At 41.0% G+C, this 23,196-nt stretch carries 18 protein-coding genes; 7 read left to right on the top strand and 11 right to left on the bottom strand.

Features of this window, described 5'->3' with window-relative positions; all coding sequences use genetic code 11:
• Positions 1 to 995 precede the first annotated feature (995 nt).
• A complete protein-coding gene (locus PX700_RS14640; RefSeq protein WP_479521097.1) occupies positions 996 to 1,166 on the bottom strand; it encodes a hypothetical protein in 171 nt (56 codons plus the stop codon).
• 12 nt (positions 1,167 to 1,178) lie between these two features.
• On the opposite strand from PX700_RS14640, the gene PX700_RS14635 reads away from it, so the two are divergent.
• Positions 1,179 to 1,316 (top strand): hypothetical protein, encoded by a 138-nt coding sequence (locus PX700_RS14635; protein ID WP_479521096.1) that lies wholly within the window; start codon positions 1,179 to 1,181, stop codon positions 1,314 to 1,316.
• 821 nt (positions 1,317 to 2,137) lie between these two features.
• On the opposite strand, the gene gcvP is transcribed toward PX700_RS14635, so the two are convergent.
• The 4 genes from gcvP to PX700_RS14615 form a co-directional block, all read right to left on the bottom strand.
• Positions 2,138 to 5,029 carry an aminomethyl-transferring glycine dehydrogenase gene (gene gcvP, locus PX700_RS14630; RefSeq protein ID WP_479521095.1) on the bottom strand — a complete coding sequence of 964 codons (2,892 nt, stop codon included), beginning with the start codon at positions 5,027 to 5,029 and terminating at the stop codon, positions 2,138 to 2,140.
• Positions 5,030 to 5,204: 175 nt separating this feature from the next.
• The gene (gcvH, locus tag PX700_RS14625; RefSeq protein WP_415636662.1) at positions 5,205 to 5,594 is read right to left on the bottom strand and encodes a glycine cleavage system protein GcvH; all 390 of its coding nucleotides are present in this window, start codon (positions 5,592 to 5,594) and stop codon (positions 5,205 to 5,207) included.
• 73 nt (positions 5,595 to 5,667) lie between these two features.
• Entirely contained in the window at positions 5,668 to 6,750 is a 1,083-nt protein-coding gene (gene gcvT / locus PX700_RS14620; RefSeq protein WP_479521094.1) for a glycine cleavage system aminomethyltransferase GcvT, read from the bottom strand.
• Positions 6,751 to 6,864: 114 nt separating this feature from the next.
• Positions 6,865 to 7,464, bottom strand: coding sequence for a hypothetical protein (locus PX700_RS14615; protein WP_479521093.1), 600 nt, complete (start codon positions 7,462 to 7,464; stop codon positions 6,865 to 6,867).
• A gap of 126 nt (positions 7,465 to 7,590) precedes the next feature.
• On the opposite strand from PX700_RS14615, the gene PX700_RS14610 reads away from it, so the two are divergent.
• On the top strand, positions 7,591 to 8,442 hold the full coding sequence (locus PX700_RS14610) for a LysR family transcriptional regulator (RefSeq protein WP_165727662.1): 852 nt from the start codon (positions 7,591 to 7,593) through the stop codon (positions 8,440 to 8,442).
• Positions 8,443 to 8,630: 188 nt separating this feature from the next.
• A complete protein-coding gene (locus PX700_RS14605; protein WP_479521092.1) occupies positions 8,631 to 10,787 on the top strand; it encodes a TonB-dependent receptor family protein in 2,157 nt (718 codons plus the stop codon).
• A gap of 397 nt (positions 10,788 to 11,184) precedes the next feature.
• Here PX700_RS14605 and rlmB read toward each other — a convergent pair whose 3' ends face one another.
• The 5 genes from rlmB to PX700_RS14580 form a co-directional block, all read right to left on the bottom strand.
• The gene (rlmB, locus tag PX700_RS14600; RefSeq protein ID WP_007378377.1) at positions 11,185 to 11,928 is read right to left on the bottom strand and encodes a 23S rRNA (guanosine(2251)-2'-O)-methyltransferase RlmB; all 744 of its coding nucleotides are present in this window, start codon (positions 11,926 to 11,928) and stop codon (positions 11,185 to 11,187) included.
• On the bottom strand, positions 11,925 to 14,420 hold the full coding sequence (gene rnr / locus PX700_RS14595) for a ribonuclease R (protein ID WP_479521091.1): 2,496 nt from the start codon (positions 14,418 to 14,420) through the stop codon (positions 11,925 to 11,927). Before rnr ends, rlmB begins: the two co-directional genes overlap by 4 nt.
• A 671-nt stretch (positions 14,421 to 15,091) precedes the next feature.
• A complete protein-coding gene (locus PX700_RS14590) occupies positions 15,092 to 15,829 on the bottom strand; it encodes an enoyl-CoA hydratase/isomerase family protein (protein WP_479521090.1) in 738 nt (245 codons plus the stop codon).
• Positions 15,830 to 15,929: 100 nt separating this feature from the next.
• The gene (locus tag PX700_RS14585; protein ID WP_479521089.1) at positions 15,930 to 16,544 is read right to left on the bottom strand and encodes a response regulator transcription factor; all 615 of its coding nucleotides are present in this window, start codon (positions 16,542 to 16,544) and stop codon (positions 15,930 to 15,932) included.
• Entirely contained in the window at positions 16,541 to 17,644 is a 1,104-nt protein-coding gene (locus PX700_RS14580; protein WP_479521088.1) for a sensor histidine kinase, read from the bottom strand. The genes PX700_RS14585 and PX700_RS14580 overlap by 4 nt, the downstream gene beginning before the upstream one ends.
• Before the next feature lie 324 nt (positions 17,645 to 17,968).
• Here PX700_RS14580 and PX700_RS14575 point away from each other — a divergent pair, with 324 nt between their 5' ends.
• The 4 genes from PX700_RS14575 to queG all read left to right on the top strand — a co-directional run bounded on the left by PX700_RS14575 (position 17,969) and on the right by queG (position 22,002).
• Complete coding sequence (locus PX700_RS14575; protein WP_024594632.1) at positions 17,969 to 18,835, top strand: DMT family transporter; 867 nt, start codon at positions 17,969 to 17,971, stop codon at positions 18,833 to 18,835.
• Entirely contained in the window at positions 18,832 to 19,536 is a 705-nt protein-coding gene (locus tag PX700_RS14570) for a glycerophosphodiester phosphodiesterase (RefSeq protein WP_479521087.1), read from the top strand. The genes PX700_RS14575 and PX700_RS14570 overlap by 4 nt, the downstream gene beginning before the upstream one ends.
• 45 nt (positions 19,537 to 19,581) lie before the next feature.
• Positions 19,582 to 20,802 (top strand): methyl-accepting chemotaxis protein, encoded by a 1,221-nt coding sequence (locus PX700_RS14565; protein ID WP_479521086.1) that lies wholly within the window; start codon positions 19,582 to 19,584, stop codon positions 20,800 to 20,802.
• Positions 20,803 to 20,868: 66 nt separating this feature from the next.
• Complete coding sequence (gene queG / locus PX700_RS14560; protein WP_479521085.1) at positions 20,869 to 22,002, top strand: tRNA epoxyqueuosine(34) reductase QueG; 1,134 nt, start codon at positions 20,869 to 20,871, stop codon at positions 22,000 to 22,002.
• Positions 22,003 to 22,049: 47 nt separating this feature from the next.
• Here the strand turns inward: queG and PX700_RS14555 are convergent, their stop codons facing one another.
• Positions 22,050 to 23,177 carry a response regulator gene (locus tag PX700_RS14555; protein ID WP_479521084.1) on the bottom strand — a complete coding sequence of 376 codons (1,128 nt, stop codon included), beginning with the start codon at positions 23,175 to 23,177 and terminating at the stop codon, positions 22,050 to 22,052.
• Positions 23,178 to 23,196: the final 19 nt, after the last annotated feature.

The raw sequence follows: 23,196 nt of genomic DNA, 5'->3' as shown, positions 1-23,196 counted from the left end.
GTAGGCTCACCAAGCCAGCGCGACAAAACCTTGAAAAATACAGAGGGTCAGGTCTTGTTTCTTGCCAAGACCAAACATCAATCTCACGTTTAACCCCCCTCCCCCGTCATCGCGCCCTGAAAAGAAGCAATTGATGAGTAATGTCGCGCATGGATGCGCGATAAGGCGAAACTAGGCCATGGATGGCCTATCTTCGCCGTTTACGTTCACATCAATTGTGCATTGAAGGATTAAGCGTGATGCTCGGGTGCGCTGAGAGTGTCCAGAGAGGGACCAGCGGCAGCCCCTCTTTGGCTGCCGTCGCCAGCGCGACAAAACCTTGAATAAGGTTTCTAATTTCTAGAAGCGTGAAACGCGAAACGTATTCACATTATCGGTGATAATAACCTCAACCACCTATTCAAATACTTATTCGGGCTACTGCCCGCGCGTCAGCAAGCTAAACGCCTACAACAAATAACACATACTCTTGGTTTTTAAGCGAGTAAGTATATTTGTGATTTGTTGGGTTTCGTTTCACTCAACCTAGAGGAAATACAGAGGGTCAGTCTTGCTTCTTGCCAAGACCAAACACCAACCTCACGTTTAACACCCTTCCCTTGTCATCACGCCCTGAAAATAAGCAATTGATGAGTAATTCATTTCATGGATGAAATGAAAGCCATGCTTGCACATGGATGTGCTTTCATGGCGTTTACGTTCACATCAATTGTGTTTTGAAGGGAATAGCGTGATGCTCGGGTGCGCTGAGAGTGTCCAGAGAGGGACCAGCGGCAGCCCCTCTTTGGCTGCCGTCGCCAGCGCGACAAAACCTTGAATAAGGTTTTTTAATGTAGGTCGCGGATTTATCCCGACAATATATGTAAGTTAGCAAGTTTGAAAACAACATATTTACAAGCAATAACACAGAATTTCAAACAAGCTCTGTTAGTTAAATTCACTATTTCGCCCTAAAGAACGACCTACAATTTAAATCAACCTCGTTGAGCTTCGTTTCACTCTACCCAGCCTATGCAATTTGCAGAATGCAGAGGGTCAGGTATTGTCTCTTGCCACGACCAAACACCAATCTCACGTTTAACACCCTCCCCCGTCATCACGCCCTGAAAATAAGCGATTGATGAGTAATTCATTTCATGGATGAAATGAAAGCCATGCTTGCACATGGATGTGCTTTCATGGCGTTTACGTTCACATCAATTGTGGTTGAAGGATTAAGCGTGATGCTCGGTGGCGCTGGGAGTGTAGTGCCCAGAGAGGGACCAGCGGCAGCCCCTCTTTGGCTGCTGTCGCCAGCGCGACAAAACCTTGAATAAGGTTTCTAATCTTTAAAAAGCACGAAACGCATTCACATTATCGGTGACGATAACCTCAAACACCTATTTAAATACTTATTCGGGCTACCGCCCGCGCGTCAGCAAGCTAAACGCCTACAACAAATAACACATACTCTTGGCTTTTAAGCGAGTAAGTATATTTGTGATTTGTTGGGTTTCGTTTCACTCTACCCAGCCTATGCCCAAATACAGAGGGTCAGGTCTTGTTTCTTGCTAAGACCGAACACTAACCTCACGTTTAACACCCTTACCCGTCATCACACCCTGAAAATAAGCAATTGATGAGTAATGTCGCGCATGGATGCGCGATAAGGCGGAACTAGGCCATGGATGGCCTATCTTCGCCGTTTACGTTCACATCAATTGTGCATTGAAGGAAATAGCGTGATGCTCGGGTGCGCTGAGAGCGTCCAGAGAGGGACCAGCGGCAGCCCCTCTTTGGCTGCCGTCGCCAGCGCGACAAAACCTTGAATAAGGTTTCTAATTTCTAAAAGTGCCCAACGTATTCGCGTTATCTGTAATAGTAATCTCAAACACCTATTTAAATACTTATTCGGGCTATCGCCCGCGCGTCAGCAAGCTAAACGCCTACAATAAATAACACATACTCTTGGCTTTTGAGCGAGTAAGTATATTTGTGATTTGTTGGGTTTCGTTTCACTCTACCCAACCTACGCCCATATAATTTATGGCTGATCACCACACACAAAAAAGCCGTTGCATTGCTGCAACGGCTTTTTAATTTTGATAAATTCCCAAACTATAATGGAACTTACTTACCATGGAATTTTTTCAAAAAATTAGTCGCGGTAAGTATCAACCGCTGGGCATGAACACACTAAGTTACGGTCGCCGTATACGTCATCAATACGTGTAACGGTTGGCCAAAACTTGTTTTTAGCCACTGCAGGCACTGGGAATGCAGCGTAAAAACGGTCGTATGCGCGGTCCCATTCGTTACCTAACACATCGCCTTGTGTATGCGGTGCAAACACTAGCGGGTTGTTTTCGATTGACCATTCGCCAGAGATTACTTTTTCAATTTCGCCTTTAATCGACACCATTGCTTCGATAAAGCGGTCAATCTCACCTTTTGATTCAGACTCAGTTGGCTCAATCATTAATGTGCCAGCTACTGGGAACGACATAGTTGGTGAATGGAAGCCGTAGTCTTGCAAGCGCTTAGCTACGTCCATTTCAGTAATGCCTGATTGCTCTTTAAGCGGGCGTAGGTCAACAATACATTCGTGAGCAACACGGTTGTTACGACCACGGTATAAAATTGGGAAGTGCTTGCTTAGCTCATGCGTTAAGTAGTTAGCATTAACGATTGCCATTTCAGTGGCTTGTTTTAAGCCCTCGCTGCCCATCATGGTGATGTAAGCCCATGAAATAGGTAAAATAGCGGCTGAGCCGTAAGGCGCTGCCGATACTGCACCGTTACCAATGTTAGTACCTGGTACGTTAATTACGCTGTGGTTTGGCATAAATGGCGCAAGGTGCGATTTAACACCAATTGGACCAACACCTGGACCACCGCCACCGTGTGGAATACAAAACGTTTTATGCAAGTTTAAGTGCGATACGTCTGAGCCAATAAAGCCTGGGCTTGTTACGCCAACTTGTGCGTTCATGTTTGCGCCGTCCATGTAAACTTGGCCGCCGTGCTCATGAATAATGTCACAAATTTCGCGAATTGTTTCTTCGTATACGCCATGCGTAGACGGGTATGTGATCATAATGCACGATAAGTTTTCAGACACTTCTTCAGCTTTCGCTTTAAGATCTGCCATGTCTACGTTACCGTTTTTGTCGCAGTTAACTACCACAATTTTCATGCTTGCCATTTGCGCTGATGCAGGGTTAGTACCGTGCGCAGAGCTTGGGATTAAACATACATTACGGTGTGCATCCCCGCGTGATTCGTGATATTTACGAATCGCGATTAAGCCTGCGTATTCACCTTGCGCGCCAGAGTTTGGCTGAAGTGATACTGCATCGTAACCGGTAATGTTTACTAGCCAGTCGTGTAGCTCGCCAATCATTATTTGGTAACCTTCTGCTTGATCTAGCGGGCAGAATGGGTGAAGGTTTGCAAACTCAGGCCACGTAATTGGGATCATCTCAGCAGTCGCGTTTAGTTTCATGGTACATGAGCCTAACGAGATCATTGAGTGATTAAGCGATAAGTCTTTGCTTTCTAGTCGCTTAATGTAGCGAAGCATGTCTGTTTCGCTGTGGTAGCTGTTAAAGTTTGGATGCGTTAGTACTTCGTCGTCACGTACTAAACTTGCAGGAATTGACTCGCTGCCATTTGCTTCAAGGTCGGCTGCAATAGCGTCAACACTTAGGCCATGGCCTTCGCCTAAAATAATATCAAATAACTCGGCGATATCGGCGCGTGTTGTTGTCTCTGATACCGAAATTGAGTACTCGCCTTCGTGGTTTGTTGCAAAGTTAACGCCTTTTGCAATTGCACGTGCTGTTACGTCGTTTTTGCTGTCGCTTACTACTGTTAGCGTATCAAACCAAGTGCTGTGCTTAAGTGCGATGCCTTTAGCTTTTAGGCCAGCAGCTAAAATATCAGCAAAGCGATGTATACGCTGCGCGATAGTTTTTAAGCCTTGTGGGCCGTGGTACACCGCGTAAAACGCTGCCATGTTGGCAAGTAATACTTGCGCTGTACAAATGTTTGAATTGGCTTTGTCGCGGCGAATGTGTTGTTCGCGCGTTTGCATTGCCATACGTAGTGCGTCGTTACCTAAACGGTCTTTAGATACACCAATAATACGCCCTGGTAATGAACGTTTGTATGCGTCACGTGTTGCAAAAAATGCAGCATGAGGACCGCCGTAACCCATAGGTACGCCAAAACGCTGAGCCGAACCAAGTACTACGTCTGCGCCTAGTTTACCCGGTGCTTTTAATAGTAATAAACTCATTATGTCGGCAGCAACACAGGCAATGGCCTTTTTGCTTTGTACGCCAGCAATTAGGTCTGTTATGTCTACCACTTCGCCTGATGTAGTTGGGTATTGGAATAATGCGCCAAAAATGTCATGGTTAACGGCATCTTCTGCTTTACCTACAATTATTTCAAAACCAAACTGCTCGGCACGCGTTGTTACTACGTCGATTGTTTGTGTGTGTACGTCGTCGGCGATAAAAAAGGCATTGGCTTTTTTAGCTTTTGATACGCGTTTTGCAAGGCCCATAGCCTCTGCAGCGGCTGTTGATTCGTCAAGCAGTGACGCACTTGCTAAATCAAGACCGGTTAAATCTAGAGTCATAGTTTGGAAGTTTAATAATGATTCTAAACGCCCTTGTGCAATCTCTGGCTGATACGGTGTGTACGCTGTATACCAACCTGGATTTTCTAGTACGTTACGTAAAATTACGTGCGGTACGTTAGTTGGGTGGTAGCCTTGGCCAATGTACGATTTGAAAACTTTATTTTTGCTTGCTACTGATTTTAGGTAGCTTAGTGTTTCAACTTCAGTACGGCTTTCGCCAACTGTTAATGGCTGCTCTAAGCGAATGCTAGCAGGTACAGTTTGGTCAATGAGCTCTTGCACACTCGATACTTCTAAAGCACTTAGCATATCGCTTACTTGTGCTGGGCTTGGCCCAATATGACGGCGAATAAAATCTTGCTTTTGCTCTAGTTCTTCAAGAGATTTGGCGTTTGACATGAATCCAGATTCCTATGATCTAAAAAGTGTGGCTACTGCTGATGGGTAAACAGCAATAACTTAAAATTTTTATAATTTAACGGCTTACTGTGTATGGGAAAGTGAGCTATAAAATCATAAAAGCCCCGATATCTAAACAAAACACGCGGGGCTTTTAGTTACCTACAAAGAGTGATTACTCTTCGTCGATAGTGTGCGAGTAACCTTCAGCGTCTAATAAGTTGTCTAGCTCAGACTCGTCAGATGCTTTAATACGGAATAACCAACCGTCGCCGTAAGCGTCGCTGTTTACTGTTTCAGGTGAATCTTCAAGCTCTTCGTTAATAGCAACAATTTCGCCACTGATAGGTGCGTAAATGTCTGATGCTGCTTTAACCGACTCTGCTACTGCACAGTCTTCGCCAGCGTCTACTTCGTCGCCAACTTCTGGTAATTCAACAAATACCATGTCGCCAAGAAGTTCTTGTGCATGCTCAGAAATACCAACAGTAAATGTACCGTCGCCCTCGTTACGAACCCACTCGTGTGAAGGTGCGTATTTTAACTCGCTAGGAATGTTGCTCATTTTATTTGTCCTTTGGTTTATATTGGGAGGATACCAATCGCAATAATTATTGTGATTGGTATAACCAAATTATTTAAATTATTGATTTACCGTTACGTACAAAGCTAGGCTTTACTACTTTAACGTTTACTAATTTTTTACGCATTTCTACTTGAGCTGTATCGCCTGTTGAACGTGGTACACGTGCAAGGGCTACACTAAAACCAAGTGTTGGTGAGAAAGTACCTGAGGTAATAACCCCTTCACCACCGTCAACAATTACTTTAGAACCGCTACGCAAAACGCCTTTTTCTTCAAACACTAAGCCAACTAGTTTGTCAGTGCTTTTTTCTGCGCGTTGCTTAACAAGTACGTCACGACCAATAAAGTCGCGATCTTCTGGTTCCCATGCAATGGTCCATGCCATGTTAGCTGCAAGTGGTGATACGCTTTCGTCCATATCTAGGCCGTAAAGGTTCATACCTGCTTCTAAACGTAGCGTGTCGCGTGCACCTAAACCAGCTGGCGCTACACCTGCATCTAGCAGTTGTTGCCATAAATCGGCTGCTTGGTCGTTCGGTACTACTATTTCGTAACCGTCTTCGCCAGTATAACCCGTTGTGGCAATAAATAAATCACCTACTTGAACGCCAAAAAACGGCTTCATACCTTCAACGGCTGCTTGTTGCTCAGCATTTAAAAGTGTGGCTGTTTTTGCTTTAGCGTTAGGGCCTTGTACTGCAATCATTGCAAACTCTGGGCGCTCTGTAACAGTTACGTCAAAGTTGCTCGATACGTTAGCTAAATGTGCTAGGTCTTTTTCGCGCGTTGCTGAGTTTACAACTAGGCGGTAAAAAGTTTCGCTAAAGAAATAAATAATTAAGTCGTCTATTACACCGCCTTGCTCGTTAAGCATGCCTGTGTAAAGCGCTTTACCTGGTACGGTTAATTTTGCAACGTCGTTAGCTACTAGCTTACGTAAAAATGCTTGTGCTTGAGGCCCTTCAATATCAACAATAGTCATGTGTGATACGTCAAACATACCTGCGTCGGTGCGAACGGCATTGTGTTCTTCTATTTGTGAGCCGTAGTTGATTGGCATTTCCCAGCCATGAAAATCAACCATTTTTGCGCCCGCTTCTAGGTGCTTAGCATGTAGTACAGTTTTAGAAGTCATAACATTCCTTCACGTTTAAATTAACCCTGTTTAGGGCGTGGCTTAAATTAGTTTTTACTTAACCGTCATTAAAAACAGGTAAACATTGTTATGTTCACCTGTTGTTTGTATTCGTTATGCGGCTTCACTATGCATAAGTGCAAAACCTTGCGCTTGCATGTAGCTTTGCCATTTTTGTAATTCTTGTTGTTTAGCGACTAATACAAAGTGTTGTTCGTCGTTTTTATCAATGGCAGTAATAAATACATCGCCACTTTGCGCACCGTAGCATAGTTGCGCGTCAGAAAGGCGCAAACCTGGTGTTAATTTAAAAGCATTTACTAGGGTATCAAACGCGTTGTCGCCACTTAGAATAAAGCTTGCTAGATCGGTGCGTACTACATAATCAATATCAAAACGTAGCTGTTGCTCGTTTATAAGTGCTTGTAGTTGAAGGCTTGCGTTGTGTGGCAGTACAAATCTAAAGGCGGTTTCGCTAAAGTAATAAACAGCAAAGCTGTAGTCAGAATTATAGTCGCCATCAAGCGTGCCTTTTAAGCCTAAACCGCTGGCGGTAAGCTTAGTTAAATCGAGCCCTAAAATAGTGCTTAAAAATACACTGGTTTCGGTGCCGCTAAAATCCATTACAACGTGATTGTTGTTAGTTTGCAAAGCGTTAGTAACCGCACTAGTTGCGTTGCTGTGGCGGGCAAACATTATTGGGTTAAAAGTCATAACAAACACCTGTGTATTTTCGATTACAAAAGTATATTGCCCACGCCTACCAACAACAAATTGTAATTATTTATCAATTGATAAATAATACTTATATATATAGCTATATAAATTGTAATTTTAAATATGAAAAACATATCAACCGACAGTTTACGTACTTTTGTGATGGTAGTTGAAATAGGCGGCTTTGCTAAAGCAGGCGATTTACTTGGCCTTTCGCAACCTGCTGTAAGTTTGCAAATAAAACGCCTAGAAGACGTGCTTGGCTATAAACTATTTAAAAAACAAGGGCAGCGCCAAGTATTAAACCAGTACGGCGAGCTATTATTGCCTATGGCAAAACAAATGATGCAACACAACGATGCTATTTTGCAGCAGTTCACCTCAGAGAACATTGCAGGTAAAGTGCGCTTGGGTATTCCGAGCGAATTTGCAGCGCGTATTTTACCTTCTATTATTGGCGACTTTGTGGCGCTCTACCCTGAGGTGTCGTTAGAAGTTAAATCGCGTTTAAGTAAGCATTTGCTTTCGGCCTCAAGGCAAGATCAGTTCGATTTAGTACTTGCACTAAATGAGCGGCTCAACTCTGATAAGTTTCCTATTTTTATGCAAGACGAATTAGTGTGGGTGGGCGACCTATCACTTGCGCAAAACGATGTGGTTACGCTAGTTACCGCACCAGAGGGGTGTATTTATCGTCGCCGCGCAATTGATGCATTAAAAAGTGCGGGCATAAAATACCGTATCGTATACAGCAACGCCGATTTAACTGGCCTTATTGCGGCATTAAAAGAAGGCTTAGGCATTACGGTACTTGCTAAAAGCACAGTACCTAGCGAGCTTAATTATCAAGTTCAAACCAAACATTTACCCACTCTTGGCAATATTGGTATTAGTTTAATTAAAAGCTCGGGCGAATCGGATCATGCTGTAGATAAACTCGCGGAGTTTATAGCGCTACGCTTAGGCTATAGCTAATCAAAACTTTATAACGAGTAAAGCAATTACAAACTAATACAAAAGAAACGATTTAGTTAACAAAGTTGCATAAGTAGGTGTTTTTAGTTCTATTAAACTGAATAATTAAATACTTAATAACATTGATTCGTATTCGTTAACGTGTTCAAATTACGCCAATTAAGATAATTGACATGATTAGGAACACAATGAACCCTAAGTTTTTAGTATCTACCTTGGCAACTGCGGTTGCTTTGTCTTTTAGTGCTACTGCAATAGCAAAAGACACCAGCGATAAAGAACAACGCTTTGAACAAATTACCGTTATTGGCTCTCAGCAAGCAATTAACGATATTCCTGGTTCGGCTACGTTTATTTCTGATGAAGAACTTCAAAAATTCAAATTTACTGATATTTCTCGCGTTTTAGCGTCTGTTCCGGGCGTTTACGTGCAAGAAGAAGACGGCTATGGCCTTCGCCCTAATATTGGTATGCGCGGCACAGGTACTGGCCGTAACGATAAAATATCAGTAATGGAAGACGGTGTATTAGTTGCACCAGCACCATACTCAGCACCTTCTGCTTACTACTTCCCTACTACGGGTCGTATGGAGTCTATTGAAGTATTAAAAGGCGCGGCATCCGTTAAATACGGCCCGCGTACTACGGGCGGTGTTTTAAACTTGCTTTCGCGCAGCTTACCTACTGAGCCAAATAGCTCAAAAGGTATGGTAGATGCAGCCCTTGGTAGCGACGGTTACTACAAAGGTCACGCTTACTTCGGTAAAGAAAAAAACAACACAGCAGGCTTAATTGAAGTATTTACTTACGGCGCAGACGGCTTTAAAGAGCTGCCAGTAGGTAATGACAACACCGGCTTTGAAAAAACAGATTTACTATTAAAGTTTGGCCATACGTTTGGTCAAAACGATGCGCATAATCTTGAGCTAAAAATTAAGTACTCTGACGAAACATCAGACGAAACATACATGGGCTTAACCGACGAAGATTATCAAGAAAGTCCTTACCGTCGTTATGCTGCATCGCAAAACGATGAAATGAATACTCGCCATAACGCATACCAACTTAACTACGCGTACCGTTTTGGTGATGGCTATGAGTTTTTAGCTACGGCTTACTTAAACGATTTTCATCGTAACTGGTATAAAGCCAGCAAAGTAAGCGAAAGCTACCTTGAGCAATACAGTGAATTTGAAGCAAACCCGACAAGCGAAGGTATTGAAGGTATTGGTATTAAAGCTAATAACCGCGATTACCAAGCTAAAGGTATTCAGTCTGAATTACATATTCCTGCAGGCGATCACTATGTGACTGTTGGCGTACGTTACCACGAAGACGAAATGGATCGTTTTCAATGGGAAGACAAATACACACTCAATCAAGACCTAAGCTTAACGCTTACAGAGCAAGGCGTTCCGGGCTCTGACAGCAACCGTGTAGATAGCGCAGAAGCAAGTACCTTGTTTATCCAAGACGAGTGGACAATTGATGCATTAGTAGTAAGTGCAGGTCTTCGTTATGAAGACATTACTATTACGCGTGAAGAGTGGTCTAAATCAGATCCAACGCGCAGCAACGGTTTAACTAAAGATGTGTCGAACGACACTGAAATTTTAGTGCCGTCACTAGGTGCTACTTACACGCTTAACGAAAACGTAACGCTACTTGCGGGCATTCAAAAAGGGTATGCACCAGCAGCACCTGGGAATGCTGACCAAGAAGAAGAAGAAAGTGTAAACATTGAGTTTGGCTCTCGCTTTAATATGGATGGCTTTAGCGGTGAAGTAATTGCGTTTTACTCTGACTACAGCAACATGCACGGTAACTGTACTGCAGCGGTTGGTTGTAGCGACGACAACATTGGCGACCAATACAACTACGGTGAAGTTGAAGTAGCGGGCTTTGAATTTAGTGCAGCACGTACGTTTGCAACTGATACGGCTATGTTCCCTGTTAAATTAACGTACACCTACACAGACTCTGAGTTTAAAAACGATTTTGATTCAGAAATTTGGGGCGCGGTAGAAAAAGGCGATGCAATGCCTTACGTGCCAGAAAACCAAGTAGCGTTATCGTTAGGTGCTGAGTTTTCTGCGTTTGTAGTTAACAGCCAAATACGTTACGTATCTGACGCGCATGCTAACTTAACTGAGTCGGGCTTAAACGCAATTGATAGCCGCGTAGTATGGGATTTAGCTGCTAAATACTTAATCGATGAGAATCAAAAAGTATACCTAAGCGTTGATAACTTGTTTGATAAAACATACGTTGCTAACCGTTCAAACGGTGGTATTCAACCAGGTAAGCCACGTACTGTTCAGATGGGCTACACTTATAGCTTTTAAGCTTAAAGCTGGTTAAACGGTTCACTAACAGCGTTAATAATTTTTTATGTAAGAACACTACACATCTAAATTATTGCCTTGTTATTAAACCGTTTTCCTGCGCTTTGTATAGGGTAAGTGGTTCACTAACTACGTTAATAATTTTTTATGTAAGAACACTACACATCTAAATTATTGCCTTGTTATTAAACCTTTTACCTGCGCTTTGTATAGGAGAAATGGTTCACTAACAGCGTTAATAGTTTTTTATGTAAGAGCACTACACATCTAAATTATTGCCTTGTTATTAAACCGTTTACCAAAGCTTATAAAGTTAAAGCGTAAATTACAGATACAAAAAAGCCGAGATTGAATTTCAATCTCGGCTTTTTAATACATAAAACTTATCGTTTATATATTAGTTATTTGCGTTACGTTGGCGTAATACTTCAAACAAACAAATACCTGTGGCTACCGATACGTTTAAGCTTGAAACTGTACCCGCCATTGGGATTTTAACGAGCATATCGCAATGCTCACGCGTTAAGCGTCGCATGCCCTCGCCTTCTGCGCCCATAACAATAGCCATTGGCCCCGTTAAGCTTGCATCAAATACGTGGTTATCAGTTTCGCCAGCAGTGCCTACAACCCATACGCCTGCATCTTTAATTTCGCGAAGTGTACGTGCAAGGTTAGTAACCTGAATTAGCGGTACTGTTTCGGCTGCGCCACAAGCTACTTTACGTGCTGTGCCGTTAAGCTTTGCTGAGCGATCTTTAGGTACAATTATAGCGTGAACACCGGCAGCATCTGCACTTCGTAGGCATGCGCCTAGGTTATGCGGATCGGTAATACCATCAAGCACAAGTAAAAACGGTGTGTCTTCACGAGCGATTATCGCATCAAGATCTTTTTCGTTAAACGTTGGCGCTGCTTTTACGTTGGCAATAATACCTTGGTGCTGCTCACCTTTTGATTTGCTATCAAGGGCTTTGCGCTGCATAAACTGTACTGAAATACCAAATTTACGTGCTTCATCAATAATCGGTGTTGAGCGTTTGTCGTCACGACCTTTAAGGGCGTAAATTTCTACAAAGCGCTCTGGTTCGCTTTCTAAAATTGCTTCAACAGAATGAAAGCCAAAAATTAATTCATTACTCACGTATTGTCTGCTCCTGGGCTAGTACGTTTACGGGCATTTTTGCCTGCTCTTTTAGGCTTTTTAACGGCCTTCTTCTTCGGTTTTTTCTTTACGGCTGTGTCTGCTGCTTTTTTATCTGCGGGTTTAGTTGCAGACTTATTTACAGGCTTGCCTTTGTCTTTATTTGCTGGCTTTTTTTTACCCTTTGGTTTGTCATCGCTGTGCGACTTTTCACCTGGTACTTTGCCTGCTTTTAATTGCGAGCGAACACTTGCTGGCGCATGCTCAGATTTACCTGAACCTTTTTTTGGTGCACGACGACGTGAGTATCTGTCTTGTGCAACATCGCCTTTAAGCGTTAAGTTTATACGACGGTCGTCTAAACTAACCGATGCAACGTTTACTGTTACTTTATCGCCAAGGCGATAAACTTTGTGAGAGTGCTCACCTATTAGGGTGTGTTTTGCAGCATCATGCGCAAAAAACTCGTCGCCTAAATTAGTAACGTGAACAAGCCCATCAATTTGTAAATCGTCTAAACGAATAAACAAACCAAAGTTAGTAACCGATGAAATAACACCGTCAAACTCGTCACCTACATGGTCTTGCATAAACTCACATTTAAGCCAATCGGCTACTTCGCGAGTTGCATCGTCAGCGCGACGCTCTGTGGTAGAACACTGCTCACCTAGTTGATCTACTTCGTCGTCGGTGTAAGCGTATTCGCCAGACGTTTGCTGACCTTGTGCTTTTATAACTGCTTTAATAGCACGATGCACTACTAAATCTGGGTAACGACGTATTGGCGATGTAAAGTGCGCATAAGCCGATAACGCTAAACCAAAGTGACCAATGTTATCTGGCTGATATACAGCTTGTTTCATTGAACGCAGTAGCATAGTTTGAATAAGCTCGGCTTCTGGGCGGTCACCTAGTCGCGCTAGTACTTGCGTTATTTCTTTTGGTGTTGGCTCGTCGCTTAATGTACTTTCAATACCTAACTCGCCTAAAAACTTAGTAAAGTTACCTAGTTTTTCGCTGTCTGGTTCGTCATGCACACGATAAAGCGCGCTTGCTTCGTTCTTTTCAAGAATTTTAGCCGCCGATACGTTGGCTAAAATCATACATTCTTCAATTAGTTTGTGCGCGTCGTTACGAATAACAGGCACTATTGATTCTATTTTACGCTGAGCGTTAAATACAAAACGTGTTTCTAGGGTTTCAAACTCAATGGCACCACGCTCTTGACGTGCAGCTTTAAGTGCCATATACATTTGCTGTAAGTCAGTTAAATGTGGCACTACGGCTGAGTATTCTTCGCGTAGTTTTTCGTCGTTTTGTAAAATGGCATTTACTTTGGTGTAAGTTAAACGTGCATGCGAGTTCATTATCGCTTCGTAAAACTTATAGCCTGATAGTTTACCCGAGCTCGATACGGTCATTTCGGCAACCATACATAAGCGATCTACTTTTGGATTAAGCGAACATAATCCGTTAGAAAGCACTTTTGGTAGCATCGGAATTACTTGCTCAGGGAAATACACTGAGTTACCACGCAAAATTGCTTCTTTGTTAAGCGGCGTGTTCATTCCTACGTAATGTGATACATCGGCAATGGCAACCCATAAGCGCCAGCCACCTGATTTTTTAGGTTCACAATATACAGCGTCATCAAAGTCGCGTGCATCTTCGCCATCAATAGTTACAAGTGGTAAATCACGTAAATCTACGCGACCTTGCTTGTCGGCTTCTTCAACAAACTCACCTAGGTGAGCAACTTGTGCTTCAACTTCTTCTGGCCATACATGTGGTATATCGTGATTGCGCAGTGCGACTTCAATTTCCATACCTGGGGCTAAATGCTCACCAAGTACATCAATAATTTTACCTACCGCGTTCATGTTGCGGCTTGGATTTTGAGTAATTTTAACCTGCACCATTTGGTTATGGCGGGCACCGTTTTCGTTGCCTGGTAAAATCATTATGTCTTGCGTTATGCGCGGATCTTCAGCGACTACAACAGCAACACCGTGCTCAACAAAGTAACGGCCAACAATTGGTGCGCGCTCGTTAGTAAGCACTTTTATAATACGTGCATCGCATTTTGAGCCAGAGCCACGTTTAGTGCCTTTAGCTAGTACAATGTCGCCATGTAACACCATATTCATTTGGTGCTTAGCAATAAACCAATCTTTACTCTCGCCTTCAACTTCTAAAAAGCCAAAACCGTCTCTGTGGCCTATTACTTTGCCTTTGGTTAAACCGGCTTCGTCAATTAGGGCATAGCATTTAAATTTATTAAAATACAGCTGTCCGTCACGCTCCATAGCGCGAAGGCGGCGTTTAAATGCTATTTGGCGTTCGTCATCGTTTACTGCTAGTTCTTCACATAGTTGTGCGTAGTTAGCAGGCTTTGAACGCTCTTGAAGGTGAGTAAGTATAAACTCACGACTAGGGACTGGGTTTTCGTACTTTTCTTGTTCTCGACTGAGATTTGGATCTTGGTTTGACATTCACTATCTTGTTAGTTGGTTATGTAGGTATTTTAACCCATATAGTTATAATGAGACAGGTAAAAGCGATTAAACTTTTAAGAAAGCACTTTTACCTTGCTGTTTACCTTAGTGTATAGTTTAAAAATCTAGCGCAATGGGGCTTAACGACCCCTTAACTGCAAAGTGTTTAATCATCTCGTAGCAATCCGAAAGCCCTTTCGCGCTACTCTAACCTGAGCTCTGGATAATAAATCTATCTCGAGCAGCTATATTCAGCGCTAACAGCGTTGAATATACTTGCAATAGGCTAGGGTCTGTTGATCTTTGCGGATTAAAATTTGTTCAAACTAGGGGCTATTTAATCGCGGCGCGAGATTTGTAACCTAGTGGGCTAAGTAAAAACCGAGCAACAAAGAGTAAGTAGCCCCTAGGAAGAACCCTTTGGGCAGCGCCTGTTTGGCATTAATGCTACGTTATCGCCCATTTATGGGGAATAACCACACTGCATAGGCTCTGCCTTGCCTAAATACCAAACAGACTGCTGCAAATTTAACCTTGAAAGATCAACAGACCCTAGCTATTGACGCGTAAATTCGCCTTGTTTTCACTAAAAATATCTGGCTAGAGAAAATAAATTTAAATATCACCATGATTCAATACGTTAGTAAATCTCTTAACCAGAGTTCAGGTTATTTATTTTTTTGTAGGTTTTTCCAGAGCAATTTACTTATATTATCAATAAAGCTTGGATCTTCTTCTTTCATTGTAAGCAAAATTTCTTTGTTCATTTGTGTTTTGTTTTGAGCGTAAATCCAACGATTTTTATTAAACTGCTGAGCAAACTCAAGTGCACCCACTTGCAGTTCGTCGTTATTTGCAAACACAGCTTCAACCACTTTATTGTCTAACAATTGCTGTGCACCAACACGCTCTCCTGACATAGCTAAACGATTAAAGAATATTTGCGAAATTGCTTTATTAATTATAGGAAACATCGACGGTACAAACGGCACCATTACATCCACTTCAGGAAAACAAAAGAAGCCTTTGTCTGACTTCATAAATCTAAAATCGCACGCACACGCAAGCACCGAACCATTGCCATAGGTATGCCCGTTTAACGCCGCAATAATGGGCATAGGAAACGTAACAATACGTTTGAACAAGTCACTTATTTGAATCATAAAGTCAGAAATTGCTGCAGGTAAAATACTTGGATTGGACATCCATTGAAGGTCGATACCCAATGACCAATTTTTATCACTCGCAGACGTTAAAATAACTGACTTAATATTTTGATCTGCTTCAATGTGGTCTAGGTGTAAATTAAACTCAGCCAAAAACGCTGGATTGTGACGGTTTTCAGCGGTATTCATGGTAAGTATAGCGGTGTTATTTTTAGTTGTTAGTTCTATTAAATTTGCCATTAAACCCTCTTTTAACGCTTTTTAAGCTAATTTTAAGCGCTGTTCGTTACTTTTATAAGTAATATAGTAATACTTTGTTTATAATTTATAAACCCACTATTTAAAGCCACCCTTTTTGCTTTGCAATACGCGCTGCATCTATTCGATTTGTGGCATTTAATTTAGCAATGGCGTCTGATAGGTAGTTACGCGTAGTCCCTTCGCTTATAAATAACTGCTTGGCTATGTCACTTGTTTTAAGGCCATCGCTTGCAAGTTTAAGCGCTTTGCGCTCTTTATCGGTAAGTGGGTCTGCGTCGTCAAGTGCGTTAATGGCAAGCTCTGGGTCTATCACTTTTTGCCCCTGCATAACTTTTTTAAGGGCATTTATTAGCTCTTCACTCGGCGCTTCTTTTAATATAAACCCTTTAACACCTGCACTTAATGAGCGCCTTATGTAACCAGCGCGAGAAAACGTGGTCATAATAACCATTTTTATAGCGGGAAACTTAGCGGCTATTTTTTCGCTAAGCTCTATACCATTCATGGTTGGCATTTCTATATCGGTTAAAATTATATCTGGCAGTAAATCACTATCAAACGCCTCAATTGCATTAAGTGCATCTTGCCCGTTACTTGCTTGCCCAATTATCTCTATATTAAAATCGAGACTTAATAGTGCTGCGATTGCATCACGAACAAGCGCTTGATCTTCCACTAAATACACTTTAATCATTGTAAATCCTTAGCTGTGATTGGCAATATCACATTTAGCGTAAAAGTATCACCACAGGTAAATTTAGCACTGCCCTTTAATTGCTCTGCTCGCTCTGTAATGCCATTTAAACCATTACCTACTTTTAATGTATTACATGGCGCGTTATCAATCACTTTAATAAGAAGCTGTTGCGCTGTTTGCTCTATGCTTATTTCGCAATTTTTTGTGCTGCTATGGCGTAATAAATTAGTCACCGCTTCTTTAATTATCAGACCAGCGAACCCTTCTACCTTAGCGGGCAGAGTATCTAAATTTACGCTAACTTTTACGTTAAAACCTTGCTCTATTAATCTTTGTTTTAGCTGTGCTACTTGGCTGACAAGGTTAAGCTGTTTTAAATCACTTACTGCGTTTCTTACATCGCTAAGCAATTGCCTTGCAAGCTCTGCTACCTGTGCAATTTCGTTATTTGCTTGAGCGTAACGCTCACCTTGGTTTAATTTATTAGCAAGCTCAGCCTTTAAAGCAATAGATGACAATGAATGCCCTAAAATGTCATGTAAATCGCGGGCAATGCGTTCGCGCTCAGCAATAGCAGCTAGTTGCTCTAGTTGGTTAGCGCTTTCTTGCTCACGCTTTTTGTATAAGCTTTCTCTTTTTGCTGCAATACCGTAACTAAATAAGGCTGCACATAAAATCAAAGCAACGGCTAAAAAGTATTGAACTTTCCCTATATCACCAATATATGCGCTTAATAAAACCGTAGATATAATCGCCAGTGCAGCATAAATTCTTTGATGATAGCTATATGCGTAGCCCGCTACATAAGCTGTAAAGCCAAATAAAGTAGGAGTGCCCGAGCTGTAAAAAGTAGCGCAGAAACAAATTAATAGCATGGCTACAAACAACTTGGTCACACCTGTGTTTTTGCAGTTTATTGCTTTTACATACAAAAGAATAAAAGCAATATAAAAAGCTAAAGACATCGTGATTTGGTTAGCCGTAAAACTAGAATAATTAATTATGAGAGGGAGTAAATAAAAGCCGGTAAAAATTAAATGCCCGTATTTCCAAAAACCTTTATCACTTTGTTGAGTGGAAGTGTTGAGCGAGCTCATATTAATACCTCTGGCATATTATTTTTATTTATAGCACTATTTTTATTGGTAAATATAAATAACACAAAAATGCAGAGCAGCATAAAGCAATCTGCATAAGTGATCGTGAAACTTAACGTCTCTAGTACTTCATTAATAGCTAAGCTGATTAGAATTAAAGAATTCATAATTATCTCCTGTTGAGTAAGATAACTATGCCTGCGTACAAAAATAATAAGAGTGTGAAGTGTCATTAACTTTAATGACATTTGTCATATTAGGAAAATTTCATCTTGTAAACGTGGCCTCAATGATAAGATATTGAAAAAAGGAGATAACGTTTTAATGCAACCACAACAGCAAAGCCTGATTTACTTACACATAGCGGTATTACTTTTTGGCGGAACCGCTCTATTTGCCAAGCTTATTGGTTTAAATGCTTTAGATATTACCGTTTACAGAACTGCAATTGCAGGAATGGCTATTTTAGCCATGCTGTATTTTCAAAAAAAACAAATTAAGCTAAATAAACCCAAAGACTACCTTATTGCGTTATTTTTAGGTGTTGCAGTGGGTATACACTGGGTAACCTATTTTGCGGGAATGCAAATGGCCGGTATAACAATTGGAATGTTGGCATTTTTTAGCTACCCCGTTATGACGGTATTTTTAGAGCCCTTATTTAATAAAAGCAGGCCAAAAGCAAAAGATATAATAAGTGCGGCCGTGGTTGTTTTAGGGATTTACCTATTAGTCCCAAGTGCAAATTTAGGCGACGATGTGACCCTAGGTGTAATAACCGGTGTTATATCGGCATTGTTTTTTTCAATCAGAAACATTACCCATAAACGCTACTTTAGCCAATATGGTGGCCCGCAAACGATGTTTTATCAAACCTTAGTGGCAAGCATTATGCTGTGCGCATTTATAGAAGTACCTGTGTATGAGGTTAGTAATCATGACCTTATTTTAATTGCTGTAGCGGGTGTTATATTTACAGCTACACCGCACTCGTTATTTGCAGCAAGTTTAAAGCATTTATCAGCGGCAACTGCGGGGTTAATTTCTTGCTTGCAACCACTTTATGGCACCATACTGGCTATAGTAATTATTCATGAACGTCCTACTGTTATGACGTTAGTTGGTGGAGCACTTATTGTTAGTGCCGCTTGTTTTGAAACGTGGTCAATCACTAAAAAGGCTCGACAATGAAAGTATTTGCACACCGTGGTGCCAGTGGGGATTTTCCTGAAAACACCAAAAGCGCTATTTTAGAAGCATTAAAAGTAGGTGTTGATGGTATTGAAGTAGATATTCAAAGTTCCATCGATGATTACATGGTAATACACGACTCATGGCTTGATAGAACCACCAGCGGTAAAGGTAGGGTGAGTGATTTTACTGCACATGAACTCTCTAAACTTGATGCTGGAAATGGCGAGAAAATTCCCACTCTTCAGCAGTTCTTTGATTGGAATAATAATAAATCTTTATTAAATATTGAGCTTAAACATACTTTTGAGCTGGAAAGGTTTGTGGCTCAACTTGAAAAAAATATTGAGGCTAACAAAATATCGAAAGCAAATATTTTAGTGTCATCGTTTGATCATCATCAACTACAGTGGCTCAAAAACAGACTACCATGGCTTAAAATAGGTGCCCTGACGTCTTCTATTCCAATTAACTACGCAAAGTTTGCAAGTGATTTAAACGCTTTTAGCGTGCATGTAGATAAAACCTTTATAAATAAGGCTTTTGCAGATGATGCAAAAAAAAGAGGCCTAAAGATTTATGCTTATACGGTCGATAGAGAACAAGATATAGCATTAATGCTTGAGTACGGCATAGACGGAATCTTTACAAATTACCCAGCGCGAACTAAAGCTTACTTGTTATCGTTACAAAAAAGCTAACTTACACCTCCCTAACTAAAATTATAATTACAGGGCTTAAGCATAATGAGTGGTTTTATGAAAATTTATAACTATATAGAGCAAACATTCTTTTTTACGTTAACGCGTAAAATAGTTGGCAACTTAAGCTTTGTATTATTGTTTCAAGCAATTACGTTATTTTGGCTGCATCACAGCTTAAGCGAACAACAGCAAAGTACAGGGCTATTTTGGCTGCTTACGCTTGTTATTATGTCTGGTTTTATTTTTACTCTGTTTTATATGCGCTTTTTAATTGTTCGCCCTGTTACTGCTATGCGCGATACTTTGATACAAATAAACCAACAAGATGCAAATTTAGCAGCAAAACTTCCCCACTTTTCGTATGACGAATTTAAAGATTTAAGTACCCAGTACAATATGTTTACTGCTCATTTAAGTGAATTACTAAGCACAACATATAATAGTGCTCAAGCTAGTGCACACAGTAATACGCAAGTCACTCAATCAATGCAAAACACGGAGCAATCTAGCGAGCAACAAATACAGTTAAGCCACAGTATTATTAATGCCAGTATGCAAATAACCCAAAGCCTACAAAAAATAGTAAATAATACAGATAGCGTGCATAACGTTAATAATGAACATCTTAACTTTGTAAAACTCTCTGCATCAGAGCTCGCTGCTTTAGTGAAACAAGTTAAGCTAATTACTAATATGCTGGGTAGCTTTTCAAATACAATTGCGGGACTGAAAGAGAATAGTGAAAACATTCGTAGTATTTTAAAAATGGTTGAAGAGTTTTCTGATCAAACTAACTTATTAGCCCTTAATGCCGCGATAGAAGCAGCTAGAGCAGGTGAAGCTGGCCGAGGTTTTGCCGTAGTTGCAGATGAAGTACGCACGCTTTCAATAAAGGTCAGTGGCGCAACCAGGCAAATAAGCGACTTCATAAATCAAATGAATGATTTGGTGAACGAAACAAATGAAGAGTCAGAGCAATTAATGACTCACTCTAATAATGCACAAAGCTCAATTAGCGCCACCTCCGAGGGTTTTACTAAAATGCTGAGTGAATTTGAGCACAACCAACAGCAGTTACAACAAATAGCCAATGCGGTGCATATGCTCGAGGATACTCAAACCCATACTCACCAATCGGTAGAACAAATTGTAGCGCTAGGTGAGCACGCTAAACAGCAAATAGATACCGCCCTTAGTGATTGCCAACAATCCCAGCAGCTAAGTATACAAACTCAACAACAGTTAAAACGCTTTGTACACTAAGAAGCGTTTTCGGGCTTATAGAAATATGGTAAATTACGCAGCTATTAATTTAAGTGTGTAAAGCGTGTGAGCAACCCTACCCCAGACTATGAAAAATTAGCCCTGCAAATAAAAACCTGGGGGCAAGAGCTTGGCTTTAGCGAAGTAGGTATTACTGATATTGATCTATCTAAGCACGAAGTCCAACTACAACGCTGGCTTGATGCAGGCTATCACGGCTCGATGGATTATATGGCTGCGCATGGCATGAAACGCGCTCGCCCTGCTGAATTAGTACCTGGTACACAGCGTGTTATATCCGTAAAAATGAATTATCTCCCTCCCGATGCTGGCTTTGCAAGAACCTTAAAAAATAAAGAAAAAGCATACATAAGCCGCTACGCACTCGGTCGTGATTACCATAAATTAATGCGTAATCGATTAAAAAAACTCGGCCAAAAAATAGAGCTAGAAATTGGCGAGTATGGCTTTAGACCCTTTGTTGATTCAGCCCCGGTATTTGAGCGTCAACTCGCCGAAAAAGCCGGTTTAGGGTGGCGTGGTAAGCATTCGTTATTAATTAATCAAGAAGCAGGATCGTGGTTTTTTTTAGGCGAGCTATTTATTGATTTACCGCTACCAATAGACGCAGAGAATACCTTTGAAGGCTGCGGAAAATGTGTTGCTTGTATTACTCTTTGCCCAACAGGTGCAATTGTAGAGCCTTATGTTGTTGATGCGCGTAAATGTATATCGTACTTAACAATAGAGCACCAAGGTCCTATTCCAGAGCAGTACCGAACTTTATTAGGCAACCGTATTTATGGTTGTGATGATTGCCAGTTGGTATGCCCTTGGAATCGTTATGGACAAATAACGGATGAAAATGACTTTCATCCCCGTACTCAATTAAAAAATAAAGATTTACTTGAGCTATTTGCTTGGGATGAGCCTACATTTTTAAAAAATACCGAAGGCAGCCCTATTCGCCGCATAGGTCACGAACGTTGGTTACGTAATATAGCAGTCGGTTTAGGTAATGCAGAGTTTAGCCCGACTATTATTCATGCATTACAAGATAAAAGCCAAATATGCAGCGAGCTTGTGTTAGAACATATTGAATGGGCGCTTGCTCAACAAAACGATAAACAACGAATACAAATTCGTAAAACGGCTAGGTTAATCAGAATTGTAGAAAAAGGCTTACCCAGAGACGCATAATGCGATTGGTATAAGCCTTTGAAGTAACATTATTTAATTAAATATATTTAACTTTTCAAAAGTAACGATAGATCTTGCTCTATTTCTGTAAAGGCTGCTTTCACTTGTTTAACAGACTCCTCTCTTACTACTGATTTTTGGATAGTTTCATCTATTTTTTTATAAATAAACACCTCCTGATCTTCATCTAATCCCATTGTTGGGATACGTTCTGCGAGATCTTCTTGTAACTGTTTAAAAACTTTTTCGTTGTTTTGACGATTGTCATTCAATAAGCTAATTAAGCCATTAAACTTACTATGAACTGTACTTGCTACGGCATTAAGTTTTGCGTGTTGTGATTCAAGCATTTTCTTAGTCACTATGGCGCGTAGCTGCTGCTCGGTAACACTGACAATAAAACATACATGGTCACGGATACGCCCATGTTTGTCTGGGTCGTGATCTGGCATATTTAAAATAAGTAAGCTGATCAATTCATAGTTAACTAAAATTCGGTGCGAAAATTCATGTAAGCGCCCTTTGTTTTTAAGCATCTCAAATAACTCCACCACAATAGGTGAACACACGCCATTTAATGCAAAGTGGCTTATTTGATCATTATCTCTAAACTCAATATTACTTTGTAAATCGAAAGACTGCAGACAATCTATAAGCGCTTTACCTAGTTCTTGAGGGTCGTTAATAAAACCTATATTTTCGACGTAGTTAACTATTTTCCCCATTTCACTACTATTAGCCATTGCATTAAATGCAGTTGATGTAGCATCTTCAACTTGTTTTTCAAGACTTTGCTTTTCAACGAGTACTTGGTTTAAATTTTTAAGCTTTGACTTAAGTTCATCATGGCCAAAAGGTTTTACAATATAATCTTCTGCACCAACCGAGTAGCCTTCCATACGCTCTTCAACTGTGCCTCGAGCAGATACAAACATAACAATAATATGTGCAGTATTTGGGTTTGCTTTAAGGGCCTTACATACTTCATAGCCATTCATTTGCGGCATACTTACATCAAGTAATATAACCTGAGGCATATAGCCTTCAACCATGTTTAAACACTCAGGACCACTCGTTGCTACTTGTAATTCAAAATCGAGTTCCTCTAAAATCTCTTCAATAATTTCAAGATTAAAGGGTTCGTCATCAACGGCAAGTACTTTAGTTAAAGCCATAATCTATCTTCCATTCAAA

The organism is Pseudoalteromonas sp. TP27 (genome assembly GCF_056470645.1).
The sequence above is the reverse complement of the archived record's forward strand: the minus strand, read 5'-3'. Positions and strand labels throughout refer to the sequence as shown.

Excerpts from the sequence above, each read along its gene's own strand:
- PX700_RS14640 (WP_479521097.1), bottom strand. The coding sequence starts at position 1,166 with ATGTGCAAGCATGGCTTTCATTTCATCCATGAAATGAATTACTCATCA.
- PX700_RS14635 (WP_479521096.1), top strand. The coding sequence starts at position 1,179 with ATGGCGTTTACGTTCACATCAATTGTGGTTGAAGGATTAAGCGTGATG.
- gcvP (WP_479521095.1), bottom strand. The coding sequence starts at position 5,029 with ATGTCAAACGCCAAATCTCTTGAAGAACTAGAGCAAAAGCAAGATTTT.
- gcvH (WP_415636662.1), bottom strand. The coding sequence starts at position 5,594 with ATGAGCAACATTCCTAGCGAGTTAAAATACGCACCTTCACACGAGTGG.
- gcvT (WP_479521094.1), bottom strand. The coding sequence starts at position 6,750 with ATGACTTCTAAAACTGTACTACATGCTAAGCACCTAGAAGCGGGCGCA.
- PX700_RS14615 (WP_479521093.1), bottom strand. The coding sequence starts at position 7,464 with ATGACTTTTAACCCAATAATGTTTGCCCGCCACAGCAACGCAACTAGT.
- PX700_RS14610 (WP_165727662.1), top strand. The coding sequence starts at position 7,591 with ATGAAAAACATATCAACCGACAGTTTACGTACTTTTGTGATGGTAGTT.
- PX700_RS14605 (WP_479521092.1), top strand. The coding sequence starts at position 8,631 with ATGAACCCTAAGTTTTTAGTATCTACCTTGGCAACTGCGGTTGCTTTG.
- rnr (WP_479521091.1), bottom strand. The coding sequence starts at position 14,420 with ATGTCAAACCAAGATCCAAATCTCAGTCGAGAACAAGAAAAGTACGAA.
- PX700_RS14590 (WP_479521090.1), bottom strand. The coding sequence starts at position 15,829 with ATGGCAAATTTAATAGAACTAACAACTAAAAATAACACCGCTATACTT.
- PX700_RS14585 (WP_479521089.1), bottom strand. The coding sequence starts at position 16,544 with ATGATTAAAGTGTATTTAGTGGAAGATCAAGCGCTTGTTCGTGATGCA.
- PX700_RS14580 (WP_479521088.1), bottom strand. The coding sequence starts at position 17,644 with ATGAGCTCGCTCAACACTTCCACTCAACAAAGTGATAAAGGTTTTTGG.
- PX700_RS14575 (WP_024594632.1), top strand. The coding sequence starts at position 17,969 with ATGCAACCACAACAGCAAAGCCTGATTTACTTACACATAGCGGTATTA.
- PX700_RS14570 (WP_479521087.1), top strand. The coding sequence starts at position 18,832 with ATGAAAGTATTTGCACACCGTGGTGCCAGTGGGGATTTTCCTGAAAAC.
- PX700_RS14565 (WP_479521086.1), top strand. The coding sequence starts at position 19,582 with ATGAGTGGTTTTATGAAAATTTATAACTATATAGAGCAAACATTCTTT.
- PX700_RS14555 (WP_479521084.1), bottom strand. The coding sequence starts at position 23,177 with ATGGCTTTAACTAAAGTACTTGCCGTTGATGACGAACCCTTTAATCTT.